13 protein-coding genes are annotated in these 14,168 nt (G+C 73.9%); 10 read left to right on the forward strand and 3 right to left on the reverse strand.

Annotated elements, in window-relative coordinates:
• Window positions 1-8 precede the first annotated feature (8 nt).
• Window positions 9-917, reverse strand: coding sequence for an SPFH domain-containing protein (locus AB0I72_RS15495; protein ID WP_358568144.1), 909 nt, complete (start codon window positions 915-917; stop codon window positions 9-11).
• A gap of 104 nt (window positions 918-1,021) precedes the next feature.
• Here AB0I72_RS15495 and AB0I72_RS15500 point away from each other — a divergent pair, with 104 nt between their 5' ends.
• Together AB0I72_RS15500 and AB0I72_RS15505 are read left to right on the forward strand one after the other, a co-directional pair.
• Window positions 1,022-1,519 (forward strand): PH domain-containing protein, encoded by a 498-nt coding sequence (locus AB0I72_RS15500; protein ID WP_358568147.1) that lies wholly within the window; start codon window positions 1,022-1,024, stop codon window positions 1,517-1,519.
• Window positions 1,516-3,246 (forward strand): PH domain-containing protein, encoded by a 1,731-nt coding sequence (locus AB0I72_RS15505; RefSeq protein WP_358568150.1) that lies wholly within the window; start codon window positions 1,516-1,518, stop codon window positions 3,244-3,246. The genes AB0I72_RS15500 and AB0I72_RS15505 overlap by 4 nt, the downstream gene beginning before the upstream one ends.
• A 38-nt stretch (window positions 3,247-3,284) precedes the next feature.
• On the opposite strand, the gene AB0I72_RS15510 is transcribed toward AB0I72_RS15505, so the two are convergent.
• Entirely contained in the window at window positions 3,285-3,647 is a 363-nt protein-coding gene (locus tag AB0I72_RS15510) for an STAS domain-containing protein (protein ID WP_358568153.1), read from the reverse strand.
• A gap of 407 nt (window positions 3,648-4,054) precedes the next feature.
• Between AB0I72_RS15510 and AB0I72_RS15515 the strand changes: the two genes are divergently transcribed.
• From AB0I72_RS15515 to AB0I72_RS15530, 4 genes are all read left to right on the forward strand, one after another.
• The gene (locus tag AB0I72_RS15515) at window positions 4,055-4,591 is read left to right on the forward strand and encodes an NUDIX hydrolase family protein (protein WP_358568156.1); all 537 of its coding nucleotides are present in this window, start codon (window positions 4,055-4,057) and stop codon (window positions 4,589-4,591) included.
• 65 nt (window positions 4,592-4,656) lie between these two features.
• Window positions 4,657-5,310, forward strand: a complete 654-nt coding sequence (locus AB0I72_RS15520) for a nucleoside/nucleotide kinase family protein (RefSeq protein ID WP_358568159.1) — start codon at window positions 4,657-4,659, stop codon at window positions 5,308-5,310.
• Between the two features lie 71 nt (window positions 5,311-5,381).
• Window positions 5,382-6,002: a TetR/AcrR family transcriptional regulator gene (locus AB0I72_RS15525; RefSeq protein ID WP_358568162.1), complete on the forward strand. Its 621-nt coding sequence runs from the start codon at window positions 5,382-5,384 to the stop codon at window positions 6,000-6,002.
• Window positions 5,999-7,216: an FAD-dependent oxidoreductase gene (locus AB0I72_RS15530; protein WP_358568165.1), complete on the forward strand. Its 1,218-nt coding sequence runs from the start codon at window positions 5,999-6,001 to the stop codon at window positions 7,214-7,216. Before AB0I72_RS15525 ends, AB0I72_RS15530 begins: the two co-directional genes overlap by 4 nt.
• 10 nt (window positions 7,217-7,226) lie before the next feature.
• On the opposite strand, the gene AB0I72_RS15535 is transcribed toward AB0I72_RS15530, so the two are convergent.
• Complete coding sequence (locus AB0I72_RS15535; RefSeq protein WP_358568168.1) at window positions 7,227-8,465, reverse strand: FAD-dependent oxidoreductase; 1,239 nt, start codon at window positions 8,463-8,465, stop codon at window positions 7,227-7,229.
• A 307-nt stretch (window positions 8,466-8,772) separates the two neighbouring features.
• Between AB0I72_RS15535 and AB0I72_RS15540 the strand changes: the two genes are divergently transcribed.
• From AB0I72_RS15540 to AB0I72_RS15555, 4 genes are all read left to right on the forward strand, one after another.
• Window positions 8,773-9,345 (forward strand): pyridoxamine 5'-phosphate oxidase family protein, encoded by a 573-nt coding sequence (locus AB0I72_RS15540; RefSeq protein WP_358568170.1) that lies wholly within the window; start codon window positions 8,773-8,775, stop codon window positions 9,343-9,345.
• A 304-nt stretch (window positions 9,346-9,649) separates the two neighbouring features.
• Entirely contained in the window at window positions 9,650-11,893 is a 2,244-nt protein-coding gene (locus AB0I72_RS15545; protein WP_358568173.1) for a DUF6351 family protein, read from the forward strand.
• A gap of 335 nt (window positions 11,894-12,228) precedes the next feature.
• A complete protein-coding gene (locus tag AB0I72_RS15550; RefSeq protein ID WP_358568176.1) occupies window positions 12,229-13,512 on the forward strand; it encodes a hypothetical protein in 1,284 nt (427 codons plus the stop codon).
• A 157-nt stretch (window positions 13,513-13,669) separates the two neighbouring features.
• Complete coding sequence (locus tag AB0I72_RS15555) at window positions 13,670-14,113, forward strand: NUDIX domain-containing protein (RefSeq protein ID WP_358568179.1); 444 nt, start codon at window positions 13,670-13,672, stop codon at window positions 14,111-14,113.
• Window positions 14,114-14,168 lie beyond the last annotated feature (55 nt).

Consider the following 14,168-nt stretch of genomic DNA (forward strand, 5'->3'; position numbering starts at 1 on the left):
CGTCGGGGTTACTGGTACAGGGTCCCGGTGTTGACGACGGGGTTGGTGGGGCGGTCGGAGCACAGCACCACGAGCAGGTTGCTGACCATGGCGGCCTTGCGCTCCTCGTCCAGTTCCACGATCTCGTCCTCCGACAGGCGCTCCAGGGCGCGGTCGACCATGCCGACGGCGCCCTCCACGATCTCCTGGCGGGCGGCGATCATGGCCCCGGCCTGCTGGCGCTGGAGCATGGCCTGCGCGATCTCCGGCGCGTAGGCCAGGTGGGTGAACCGCGTCTCCACGACGGTCACGCCCGCCGCCGCGACCCGGTCGCCGACCTCCTTGGACAGCTGCTCGGTGACCAGGTCGGCGCTGTCGCGCAGGGACGGGGCGTCCCCGGCCTCGTAGGAGTCGTACGGGTACCGGCCCGCGATGTGGCGGACGGCCGCCTCGGTCTGCGTGGAGACGAACTGGACGAAGTCGTCCACCTCGAACGTGGCCCGGGCGGTGTCCTCGACCTGCCACACGATGACGGCGGCGATCTCGATGGGGCTGCCCGCCGCGTCGTTGACCTTCATGACGGAGGTCTCGTGGTTGCGGATGCGCGTGGAGATGACGCCGCGCAGCGTGAAGGGGTTGACCCAGCGCAGGCCGTCGGTGCGGACGGTGCCGACGTAGCGGCCGAACAGCTGCACGACGCGCGCCTCGTTGGGCGAGACCATGGTCAGCCCCAGGGACAGACCCGCGCCCACGACGGCCACGACCGAGCCGACGCCGATCAGGAACGGGGGCCGGCCGAAAACGGTCAGGACGGCGATCGCGGCCCCCGCCAGGACCAGCACGAGGCAGACGGCGGCCATCAGCAGTCCGTCCAGGCTGCGGGCGTCGTGCTCTCGGTACTGGGGGGCGGGGCGCGGGGCCCGTGTGGGTTCGCTCATGGTCGCTTCTCTCCTCCAGGTGATGACTGGAGCATAGCATTGTGATATCACTTTTTTACTGGCAGGCCCGCTCGGGCCCCCTACCGAGAGGAGACGTGGACGCGATGAGCACCGGCGCCCCGCGACTGCGCCCACCCCACCACCGCGTCGACCGGCGTGCCGTCTGGTGGTGGACGACCCGGTCACTGGTGGTCACCGTGGTCCTCACGGTCATCCCCGTGATCCCCGCCCTGATCTGGGCCCCGCCCCGGTTCTGGCTCCTCCTCGCGGCCGCGGTGATCGGCGGCCTCGGCCTCCTGATCACCGCCGTCATGCCCCAGTGGCGCTACCGCGTCCACCGGTGGGAGGTCACCGACACCGCCGTGTACACCTCCAGCGGCTGGATCTGGCAGGAGTGGCGGGTGGCCCCGATGTCGCGGATCCAGACCGTGGACACCGAGCGCGGCCCGCTCCAGCGCGCGTTCGGCCTGTCCAGCGTGACCGTGACGACCGCCTCGGCGGCCGGTCCCATCGAGATCGCCGGGCTGGACCACACCGTGGCCACCGAGGTGGCCGACCGCCTCACCGAGACCACCCAGGCGACCCCGGGAGACGCGACATGACCTCCCCCGACGACCTCTCCCCGCAGGCTCCGGACCCCGAGGTCGCGTGGGAGCGGCTGCACCCGCTGTCGGTGTGGGCCAGCGCCGTCGCGATCGCGGTCTTCCTCGTACCCCTGGCGATCGTCGGCACGGTCGTGCTCGCCGTCGTCAGCCCGTCCCCGTGGGTCCTGGTCCCCGTGCCGGCCACGCTCGTCTTCCTGGCCCTGACGACCTACCTCGACCTGCTGCGACTGCGCGCGACCCGGTTCCGGGTGACCGGGGAGCGCATGGAGGTGCGTTCGGGGATCGTCGCCAAGTCCTACCGGTCCATCCCCCGCGAGCGCGTGCGCAGTGTGGACGTGGCCGCGCCGATCTTCGTGCGGATCTTCGGGCTGTGCTCGGTGACCGTCGGCACGGGCGAGCAGGTCGGTTCCGGCGGCTCGGACCAGCTCCAGCTCGTCTACGTGACCGCCGACCAGGGTGAGGCGCTGCGCCGCGACCTGCTCGACCGCGGCCGCGCCGCGCGGGCGACCGTCTCCCCCGGCGCGGAGGAGGGCGAGGAAGGCACGGTCGGCGCGGAGGAGGCCGAGGTCGGCGAGGTCGAGCTCGCCCGGCTCAAGCCCGCGTGGCTGGGCTTCGCCTCGGCCACCACCGCCACACTGGGGGTCGGACTCGGCGCCGTCGCCGCCCTCCTGGGCCTCAACGCCCAGACCCAGGGGTGGGCCTGGGACTGGATGTCGGGCCGGTTGGGGCTGCCCACGCCGGAGGAGATGTCCTCGTACGTGATGACACGCCTGCTCGTGGTGGTGCCCACGGCCCTGGTCGCGCTCCTGGTGTCCGGTGTGGTCGTGCTGACCGCCGTGGCCGTGGAGACGTGGTGGAACTACCGGCTCACCCGCGAGCCCGACGGCACCGTGCGACTGCGCCGGGGGCTGCTGACCAGCGTGTCGCTGTCGGTGGAGGAGCGGCGGCTCAACGGCGTCACCCTGCACGAGCCGTTCGTGATGCGCCTGGCGGGCGGTGCGGACGTGCGGGCCGTGGCGACGGGTCTGGCCGCGGCCGACGCGAAGAAGACCAGTGCGAAGAGCCGCCTGTCCCCCGGGATGCCCAGGGCACGGGCCCGCGAGCTGGCCGCCGCGCTGATGCGGACGCCGGACTCGCCGCTGGACGTGCCGCTGACCGCGCACCCGGGGTCCGCGCTGCGCCGCCGGTTCACCCGCGCCGGGGTCGCCACGCTCGTCGGCGCGGTGGCCGCCGCGCTGCTGGCCTGGGCGCACGCCCTGGCCACCGAGGCGTGGTGGTCGCACGTGTACGAGGTCGAGGAGGAGATCATCCCGCTGCCGCTGGCGACGCGGACGGTGGAGGCGACACCGAGTTGGGGCTGGGCGGTGGCGGCGGTGCTGTTCGGCGTGCTGGCGTTCGGCTACGCGGTCGGCTCCTACCGCGCCCTGGGCCACGGCCTGCACCCGCGCTACCTGGTGGTGCGGCGGGGCATGGCGGCGCGCGACACCGTGACCCTGGAGCGGTCGGCGGTGATCGGCTGGCGGATCACCCGGTCGCCGTTCCAGCGGTGGGCGGGTCTGGCCGACGTCGCGGCGACCACGGCGGCGGGCGACGGGATGTACGCGGCCGCGGACGTCGGACTGGATCAGGGGCTGGCCTGGGCGGACGCGGCCGTGCCGGGGCTGTTGGAGCCCTTCCTGGTGCGGGATGGCGGCGCGGGACCGGAGGGGAGCGGTCGGTCCTAGGTCGCGGCGCCCTGGGCGGGGTCGGGCACCGGCCTCGGTCAGGGCGCCCCGGTGACCGGGTGGCCGGAGAAGGGGGCGCCGTCCCACCGCAGCCCGCTGGTGTGGGTCAGGGCCATCTCCAGGATCGGGTAGATCTCGAACACCCGCCCCATGTCGAGGACGTCGAGGACGCGCGCGGCGATCGGGGCCGGTTCGGCGAGCACGACGTGCCGGCCCTCGCGGGTCAGGACGTGGTCGACGGCGAGCAGGGCGCGCAGTCCGCTGGCGTCGAAGAAGTCGAGACCCGACATGTCCACGACGAGGCAGTCGCACCGGGAGGCCCGTGCGGCCCTCAGCAGTTGGTCGCGCATGCGGTCGGCGGTGGCGAGGTCGATGTCGCCGTGGACGGGGACCACCGTCACTCCCGTACAGGGGAAACGTTCCTGGACGCGGAATCGGTCAGCACTCGCCACTCGGGCCACCTCTCACTGGACGTAACCTATCCACTACGCGACCGCGTACGAGATCGTAACCTCTGTAGTGATCTCGTGGGAGGCTTTCCGCGAGAAAACTTCGCCGCGACGTCGCGACGCCGCGCCGCGATCCCGCGTCCGAGGACACGTGCTGATCGTCCGCCCCGGCCCCTTCCGGACACTCCGGACTCCCACCCGCACCGTGCGTTCGACCCTCCGGTGCGGTAGAAGCGGTACAGCACACGTGCGCCACCGCCCGGCCCACCGGGCGGTCAGACCCCAGGGTCACGACGAGAGCGAAGGGAGGGAGCGGCGTCCGCGTTCCGGCGTGTCCGGGCGGGCCCGCCGCGCACCCCATGACCGAGACCGCAGACACCCAGCCCGGCTGGTTCTCCCCCGAGGAGCTGGAGAGCATCCGCGGCCGCATGCCCGTGCTCTACGTCCAGGCCGTACCCGTCCGCGTGGACGAGTCCGGGTCCGTCACCCACCTCGGGCTGCTCATGCGCGCGGCGCCGGACGGCACGTTCAGCCGGTCGGTCGTCTCGGGCCGGGTGCTCTACCACGAGCGCGTGCGCGACGCCCTGCTGCGCCACCTGGAGAAGGACCTGGGTCCGGTCGCGCTGCCCCGCATCCCCACCTCGCCGCAGCCCTTCACGATCGCCGAGTACTTCCCCACTCCCGGGATCACGCCGTTCCACGACCCCCGCCAGCACGCGGTGGCGATGGCCTACATCGTCCCGGTCTCCGGTGACTGCCAGCCGCGCCAGGACGCCCTGGACCTGGTGTGGCTGACGCCCGAGGAGGCGGCCAACCCGCTGGTGCACCAGGAGATGGCGGGCGGTCAGGGTGTGCTGGTGCGCCAGGCGCTGGCGCACGTCGGCCGCGTGCCGTAGCCGTCCCCGCCACCGGTCACGGGCCGCGTCGGGACACCCCGGCGCGGCCGTCGTAGGCTCTGGGCATGTCCGACACCGTCGTCACCGACGCCCTCGCCCTCGTCCACGCCGCCTCCCGCGACGGCCGTCGCGCCGTCCTGGGGCTGGCGGGCGCCCCCGCCGCCGGGAAGTCGACGCTCGCCCGCCACCTGGTGGCCGAGGTCAATCGACGCACCGCGCCCGGCACCGCCGGGTACCTGCCCCTGGACGGGTTCCATCTGTCCAACGCCCAGCTCGACCGCCTCGGCCGCCGTGACCGCAAGGGCGCGCCGGACACCTTCGACGCGCACGGGTACGTCGCACTGGTGCGCCGCCTCCTGGAGGAGACCGACCACCCGGTCTACGTGCCCGACTACGATCGCGACCTGCACGAACCGGTCGCCGCCCGGCACGTCGTCGAGCCGCACACCCGCCTGGTCGTGACCGAGGGCAACTACCTCGCCAACGACGACGCCCCCTGGCCCCGAGCACGTGCCCTGTTCACCGAACTCTGGTACGTGGACGCCCCCGACGAGGTGCGCGAGCTGCGGCTGCACCGCCGTCAGCGGGCGGGCGGCCTGACCGAGACGGCCGCCCGGGACTGGGTCGAGCGCAGCGACCGCCCCAACGGTGAGCTGGTCAAACGCTTCCGCGACAGCTGCACGCGCGTCGTGCGCGGGGACGCCCTCCACCGCGGCTGAACGCGGCCCGGCTCTCCCGCGCACCCGCCTCCCCTCTTGACCTTGGCCCCGCGTTCCCCTAATTTGGTCATATGACCAAGGCGAACGACCAAACATCTGGGGCACCTCCCGTCACCTCCGCCGAACGCGGCAGGACCAGCCGGGCCAAGCTGCTCGCGGCCGCCGTGGAACTCATCCCCGAGGTGGGCTGGAACGCGGTCACCACCCGGCTCGTCGCCGCCCGGGCCGAGGTCCGGCCGGGGCTGGTGCACTACCACTTCGACTCCCTGGAGGCCCTGCTGCGCGCCGCCGTCGACTCGGCGCTGACCGGCGTGCTCGACGGACCCCTGTCGGCGATGACCGCCACCGCGGACCCCGTCGAGGGGTTGACGGCGGCGTTGCGCGCCATGGACGCCTACTCGGGCGACGACCCCGCCTCGGTCCTGTTCGCCGAGGCCTACCTGGCGGCCACCCGCGATCCCGAACTCCGGACGACGATGTCCCGCATCCTGCTGGACGTGCGCTCGGCGATCACCGCGTGGCTGACCGGGCACGGCACGCCGCAGCCCGAGGCGGTCGCCGAACTCCTGTGCGCGTTCCTCGACGGGATCGTCCTGCACCGCGCGCTGATCCCGGTGCCCGCCCCCGAGGCCTACGCCGAACCCCTGCGCCGACTCCTGGCGGCGTCCCGTGACGAGGAGGACGCACGATGAGGGCGATCATCGTCGGCGCGGGCATCGCCGGGCTGGCCACCGCCTGGTGGCTGCGCCGCGCGGGCTGGGAGACGACCGTGGTCGAACACCGGCCCGATCCGCTCGACGCCGCGGACGCGAAGGCCCAGGCCGCCGAGGGCCGCATCCCCGGCGGCTACGTCATCGACTTCTTCGGCCCCGGCTACGACTCGATCGAGACCATGGGCCTGCGCGACCGGGTACACGCCCACGACCTGCGGTTGGCGGGGATCCAGTACCGGACGGCGCACGGCCGCCGCACCGCGCGGATGAACGGCGACGCCACCCAGCGGTTGGGCGGGGGACGCCTGGTCTCCCTGCTGCGGGGCGACCTGGAGCAGGAGCTGCGGGAGTCCCTGGGGGCGGAGGCCGACGTGCGCCACGGGCTCAGCGTCGCCCGCGTCGACCAGGACGCCGACGGGGTGACGGTGGAACTGACCGACGGCGCGCTGGAGCGGGCGGACCTGCTCGTGGGCGCCGACGGCGTGCACTCGCGGGTACGGGAGCTGGTGTTCGGACCCGAGGAGCGGTACCGCCGCTACCTCGGGGCGCACACCGCGGCGTTCCTGTTCGAGGACGCCGAGGTCGCGGCCGAGCTGGGGCGCGAACTGCACATGCTGGAGGCGCCCCGGGCGCAGGCGGGCCTGTACCGCCTGTCCGAGTCCACCGGCGCGACCTTCCTGTGCCACCTGGCGCCGGACGGGTCGATGCCCACCGACCCGCGCGCCCGGCTGCACGAGGTGTACGCGGGCATGGGCTGGCACCTGCCGCGGCTGCTGGAGTCCTGCCCCGCGCGTCCCTTCTACGACGAGGTCGAGCAGATCGTCGTGCCCACCTGGTCGCGCTCGCGGGTCGTGCTGGTCGGCGACGCCTGCCAGGCCGTGTCGCTCATGGCGGGCCAGGGGGCCAGCATGGCGGTGGCCGCCGCCGAGGTGCTGGGGCGGGAGTTGGCCCCGGCACGCTCGGGCGGGGATCTCGCGGCGGCCCTGACCCGGTACGAGGGCCGGGTGAAGCCGGTGATCGAGGTCAAGCAAGAGGCCGGGCGGCGGTTGGCCCGGTGGTTCGTGCCCGCCTCGACCACGCGGCTGCTGGTGCGGCGTCAGCTGTTGCGCCTGGCTTCGACCCGCCTGGCCGACCGGGTGGCGCGTCCGTTCCTGACCAGTCCCAAGCTCGTGCCGGAACGGGAGCACGCCTGAGACGTCCCGCTCAGCGCCGGGGGCCGGCCGCGGCGGCGGTCGCGGCGGCCCCCGCCGTCCCGGAGCTTCGACGGGCGGCGCTGCGGGCCACCCGGCGTCCCATGGCGAGGCTGGAGTCGGCGGCGCGCGGCCCACCGCACAGCGACCCGTAGGCGCTGACGACGACGAACTCCTTGAACCGCGCGGCGGCGCCGCGCCGCAGCACGAACGGGCGCGGGGCGTCGTCGGCCTTGACGAACTGGATGAGGCCGTCGCGGCGCCCCAGGCTCACACACTGGGCGAGATAGCCGAACGGCACCTCCTTGGGTTCGCGTCCCGCGACGCGCTCGACGACGGCCTCGGCCGCGGTCCACCCCATGGGCAGCCCCATCGCGCACGACATCCGCATGACCCCGCCGCCCGCGTCCGCCCCGTGCGCGGCGTCCCCCACCACGTACACGTCCGGGTGGGAGACGGAGCGCTGCGTGCGGTCGACCAGGGCCCGCCCGTCCCGCGCGACCGTCAGCCCCGCCTCGCGCGCCAGCGGCGAGATCGAGAAGCCCACCGACCAGATCACGAGGTCGGCGGCGACGCGGGTGCCGTCGGTCAGGCGCACGCCGTCGGCGTCCACCTCGGCGACGGACGTCTCCTCGCGCAGCGCCACCCCGAGGCGGTCGAACGCCCGCAGCAGGTGTGCCCGGCCCTTGGCGTTCGTGCCGGGGGCGACCCGGCCCTGGGTGAGCAGCTCCACGCGCACGTCGGGGCGGCTCTCGGCGATCTCGGTGGCGACCTCGATCCCGGTGAGGCCGCCGCCGACCACGGCCAGGCGCCGGACTCCCCCCTCGGCCAGGCGGGCGGCGACGGCACGGGCGCCGTCGAGCGTGGCGCAGGTGTGCGCGTGCTCGGCCACCCCGGGGACGGGGGCGGTGCCCGCGGTGCTGCCCAGGGCGTGGACGAGGGTGTCGTAGCCCAGCTCGCGGGCGCCGCCGTCGGTGCGCACGCGGACCCGCCGCTCCCGGAGGTCGACGCCCTCGACCCACCCGACCGTCAGTTCGACGCCCGTGCCCTCCAGCGACGCGGCCAGGGGGTGCACGCCCACGTCCCGTCCGGCGGCCACCTCGTGCAGCCGGACGCGTTCGACGAAGTCCGCGCTGGCGTTGACCAGGGTGACGCGGACGTCCACCGAGCGGGCGCGTGCGTTCTGATCGATCTTGCGGGCCGCGGCCAGCCCCGCGTATCCGGCTCCGAGGACCACGATGTCGTGTGCCATGGGGTGTCTCCCATCCGTGCGTTGACCTTCACCCCTCCAGACGGGGTGGCGGCCCCCGGGCGTGACATCGCGACGGGAGATCCACGTCACCCCGGACGACACCCGCGGCGCGCCTTCCGTGGCCGGCCGCGCCCGCCGCCGAGCCGCGCCCCGGGAAGGAGACCGGGCTCTCGTTTGAGTCGTGCGCCCGACCGGGTAGGCGGTCAGTGGAGGCCTTCGCCGTCGCAGCCGGGGAGCCGCGCCTTCGGGCTCCGACCGGCGAGCACGGCGCGGGAGAAGACGAAGGCACCATCTCAGGGGGCTCGTGATGGAAGGAACAAGCGGGGCGGGCGCGGATTCCCGGGGACGGGAGGCGGCCACGAAGCCGACCTCCCCGCCGGAGCAGCGCCAGGCCGCCGACATCATGGAGGGGACGGCCCGGCTCGGAGAGGAGGACGAGCTCCTGACGGGAGCCGACCTCGCCGAGGGCGACGCCAGGGCCAGCTTCACCGTCCTGGAGCGGCAGACCTGTCTCAACCTGCTCGCGTCGCACAGCATCGGCCGCGTGGCCTTCACCATCGAGGGCGACGCCGCGCCGACGGTGCTGCCGGTGAACTACCTCATGACGGGGGACACGATCGTGTTCCGGTCCACGCTGGCCGGGACCGTCATGCGCCACGGGCGCGGGTACGCCTCGTTCCAGGTCGACCACTTCGACGAGGACCGGCGCGAGGGGTGGAGCGTGCTGACCTCCGGCCGGTGCCGGTGGGTCCGCGACCCCGGGGAGCTGTCCCGGCTGCCGCAGGGGCGCATGCCCCAGCCGTGGGCGGCCGGTCCGCGCGACCAGGTCCTGAAGATCACCCCGGCCCGGGTGAGCGGGCGGAGGATCACCAGGTCGTGACGGACGCGACCCCCTCGGAGCCGCACCGGTCCGCGGCGGCGCGCCGCTGAGGGCGGCGCTGACCGGCCTCCGGCGGCGTGGAGGCCGGTGTTCGTGCGCGCCCTCCGTCGCCTCGCGGGCGCGGTGTTCGGTTCGTCCTGGTTCGGGGTATCCGAGGCGTCATGGGAGGGCAAAGCCCGTCTCATCCCCGGTGTGTTCCCTCCTCCCCGGTTGACCCGGTGGACACGATCGGGGCGTGCGTGAGCGATCCCCAGCGGCCCACGGCCGCGGCACCCGCGACCGAACCGTCCCGAGAGCGCCCGTGGTGAGACCGCGCGGCGGACGCGCCCTCGTCGGCGCCGGAGCCGCCCTCTGCGCCGCCGTGTTCACCGTCTCCGGGACACCCCCCACCCCCCAGAACGCCTTCGAGGCCTCCGCCTCCGCCCTCCCCCCGTCGGCGGCCCCCACGGTTCCCCCGCCCGCCCCGGACGACGGCGGCGGGCCGACGATCCAGGTGCTCTCCTCCCGGCCCGACGCGGTCATGGGCGGCACCGCCCTGGTCCGGGTCGGCCTGCCGCCCGGCGCCGACCCCGACCGGGCCCGGCTGACGGTCGACGGCCGGGACGTCACCGACACGCTCGCGACGGTGCGCCTGGAGGGTGTCGGCCCCGCCCTGGAGGGTGTGGTCACCGGCCTGCCCGAGGGGCGCGCCACACTGGCGGCGGCGCTGTCGGGACGGCGGACCCGGCTCGCGGTCACCAACCACCCGGCGTCGGGACCGGTGTTCTCCGGGCCGCACGAGACGCCGTTCGTGTGCGACACCGTCTCCTTCGACCTGCACGGCGGCGGCACGCTCGGCGCGCCCCTCGACGAGGACTGCTCGGCCCCCACCGTGGTCCGGCACATGTACCGGACCACCGACGACGCGTGGGCCGCGATGCCGGACCCCGACCGCGTTCCCGACGACGCCGCACTCGCCACGACCTCCACGGGCGCGGAGGTCCCCTTCACCGTGCGGGTGGAGACCGGGACCGCCAACCGGGCGATCTACGAGACGGCGGTGCTGTTCACCCCGGGCGCGGCGGAACCCGACCCCTGGCACGCGCCCGAGGGCTGGAACCGGCGCCTGGTGTACAAGTTCGGCGGCGGCTGCAAGGGCGGCTGGTTCGTGCAGGGCTCGCGCACGGCCGGGGTGCTCGACGCCGGGATGCTCTCCCAGGGGTACGCGGTCGCCTCCGCCACGCTCAACGTGTTCGGGTACAACTGCAACGACCTGCTCGCCGCCGAGACCATGGCGGCGGTCCGGGAGCGCTTCGTCCTGGCCCACGGCTCCCCCGACCTCACGCTGGGGTGGGGGTCCTCCGGGGGCGCGTACCAGTCCCACCAGATCGCGGACAACTATCCGGGGTTGCTGGACGGCGTCGTGGTCTCCCAGAGCTTCCCCGACGTGCTGACCTCGCTCGTCCCGGCGGCCGCCGACGCGCTGCTGCTCGACGCCTACGCCCGCGAGCACCCCGACGCGCTCACCCGCGACCAGCGGCTGGCGGTCTCGGGGTTCCCGACGTGGAGGAGCCTCGGACGCATGGCCCGGGAGGCGGTGCGGATCGACCCCCGGGGCGTCTGCCGGGCACGGGTGCCCGAGGAGCTGCGCTACCACCCCGAGCGCAACCCCCGCGGCGCCCGCTGCGAGCTGTTCGCCCACACGGTCAACGTGTACGGCGCCGACCCGTACACCGGTCTGCCCCGGCGCCCGCTGGACAACGTCGGCGTGCAGTACGGGCTCGGGGCGCTGCTGGACGGGACGATCGACGTCGACGAGTTCCTGCACCTGAACGAGCACGTCGGCGGGATCGACGCCGACGGGCACGTGATGGCCGCGCGGACCGAGGCCGACCCCGCCGCGACCGAGGCCGCCTACCGCACCGGACGCCTGCTGAACGGCGGCGCGGGGCTGTCGCGCATCCCGATCGTGGACCACCGCACCTACACCGACGACTCCCCGGGCGGCGACGTGCACATGCGCTACCACTCGTTCGCCACCCGCGAGCGGCTGCGCGCGGCCAACGGCACCGTCGACAACCACGTGATGCTGGTCGAGGAGCGGGGGTCGGGCGGGTTCTCGGCGTCGGCGCCGGTGGCCGGTCGGGCGCTGAGGGAGCTGGACGTCTGGGCGACGGGTGTTCTGGAGCGGCGTCGGCGGGCCCCGGACCGGCCCGTCATGGACCACGTCCGCGCGGCGCGGCCCGCGTGGCTGACCGACGCGTGCTGGGTGGGGGACGGGCCCCGGCGGCGGGTGGTCGGTGAGCAGCTGCCCCTCGGGACCGGCAGCGGGGACACGTGCGCCGAGGCCTTCCCCACGCACGCGTCGCCGCGCATGGTCGCGGGCGCTCCGGTGACCTCGGACGTGATCCGGTGCCGCCGCGTGCCCTTCGACGCCGACGCGCACCCGGCCGAGTTCACGAAGGAGCAGGCCGACCGGGCGGCGCGGGTGTTCGCGGACGGGGTGTGCGACTGGTCGGCGCCCGGCGAGGGGCAGCAGGGGCTGGCGGGGACCTGGCTGCGGTTCTGACCTGAGCCCGTATTCGACCTACGGCAGGGCCGAAACCGGGGCGTGTGGTGGGGACGAACCTGGCACATGCCCTGTCGGATGCGATTCCCGACAGCGTTTCCGGGGTGAGCGGGACGGACTTCTCCCGAAACCGTCCGAACTCGTGTTCCCCCCGCTACGTTGGGTCCCGAAAAGATTCGAGCCCGGTCGGTGCGACCACACCGGTTCCGGGCTCTGACCACCTGTCCTGCAACACCAGGAAGGCGACTGCCGTGCAGTCTACTCTCCCCTGCCCCGCCCCCGTGGCCGAAACCCCGAATTCGACCGCTGCCCCCCGCAAGCGCGACAAAGGCGCGATGAAGGGGGTCGGGTTCATTCCGCTCCTGTGGGTCGCCCGGGCGATGAACGAGGGTCTGTTTCCGAGCTACCGCTCGATCCCGGTCGCGGTGGCCATCGCCAACGCCGTGGACGCCGACGGACGCTGGTGCTTTCTGAGCCACGGGAGCCTCGTGGAGCGCTGCGGAGGGACCATGAGCCGGTCCACGGTCGAGCGCGCCCTGAAGGACCTCGCGGGCGCCGGACTCATCCGACGCCTGTCCCGCGCCCAGGTGCGTGTCTTCTTCTCCGACGATGTGGAGGCCCGTCTCCAGGCCGCCGACCGGCTTCCCGGGGTCCTGGAACTGCTGGTCCCCGCCAGCGTCTTCGCGGAACAGACCCTGGCGGAGATCAACGAGGTACGCGCCGCGCTGGGCGAGGATCCCCTCGACGCGACCACCCGCCCCTACCCGCCGGTGGCGACGGCACGTCAGATTGAGGCCTCGCCTGTTCAGATTGACGTCGGCGACACGTCAGATCGACGCACAGACCTTTTCCCAACTCACCCTTACCCCAGCGACCCTTCTCCGTCCGTCCGGAGGCCCCGGCCTCCGGACGCGGCGCCCGCGGTGTGCCTGCCCCAGCTCGAACGCATCCCCGACGCGGTCCTCGGCAACCCCCACGCCGACCGGACGGCCCTGGACCGCGCGGCGCGCGAGGTCCTCGACGACGGCCTGACACCCGACGAACTCACCGCCGTGCTCAGCGACGCCACCACCGCGCGCCGCCCCTTCCCCGCGCTCATGCGCCGCCTGCGCAGCCCCGAGGACGCGCGGGCCTTCCTCGACGGACGCCTCGGGCGCGGCGTGCACGGACATCCGCCCTCCCCGTTCGCGGGCATCCCCCGCCCCCGGTCCGGAGACGACCCCGACCCCTTCGCGCGACCGCCGGAGTTCCTGGTGGACGCGGCCGGGACCGCGCCCCGCACCTGCCCCGGCCACCCCGCGATCCGCAACGTCCCCGGCGGTACCTGCCGCCTGTGCGAGCGCCCCTGCCGCACGGTCCCCAACGAACTCATGCACCCGCCCACGCCAGCCAAGCCGCCACGGCCGACACCGGAACCGCCGATGGAGGACGTGGCCGTCGACCCCGCGCTCCTGGCACGTGCGCGCGCCTCACTCGACGAGGGAAAACACCGACCGTCCGTGCCGCCGCCGAACCCACCGGCGCACTCCCCGGCCCGGCGCGAGGCCGTGGCCGAGGCACGCCGACGCCTGGAGGAAGCACGCACACCGGCCCGCGTTCCGCGTAGGTCAGCGGCATAGGGTTTGGACTGCCTGGCTCACCGCCTCACGGCAACGCCACACACGCAGTGTGTATGCACGCCCTTCCCGGAACGCGGGGGCACCCCTGTGTCTGCCCGAAGAGGGCCTGCGGCATGCTGGGAAGCATTCTCGAAGCAGGACCGTACTGGGAGGGTGCATGGTGTCGACGAGGGCGAATCCCACCGTGGACGTGTGCGTTCTACTCACACGTAGTGACGGAAGCATCCTGCTCGGCCAGCGCAAGGGCACCGGGTTCGCCGACGGACAGTTCGGCATCCCCGGCGGCCACCTGGAAGAGGGAGAGTCCGCCGTCCAGGGGGCCGCGCGCGAACTCAAAGAGGAAGTCGGGGTCGTCATCGACCCAGGTGACCTGGTGTGTGCGCACGTGGCCCACCACCGCAACGCGCAAGGCAAGACCAGGATCGGGTTCTTCTTCACCACCACCCGGTGGGAGGGCACCCCCACCAACCTGGAACCCGGGTTGTGCGCGGGCCTGTCTTGGAGCGACCCCGACCACCTGCCCGAGGACACCATCCCCTACATCGCCACCGTCATCGGCCGGATCCGGTCAGGCCAGACGTTCTCCGTGCACGGGTGGTGACCACCCGTAGGTACAGGGCACACTGACCCCACGGCGGGAAACCCCGACCGCCATC

Origin of the sequence: Nocardiopsis sp. NPDC049922 (assembly GCF_040660275.1) — a bacterium.
GTDB lineage: Bacteria > Actinomycetota > Actinomycetes > Streptosporangiales > Streptosporangiaceae > Nocardiopsis.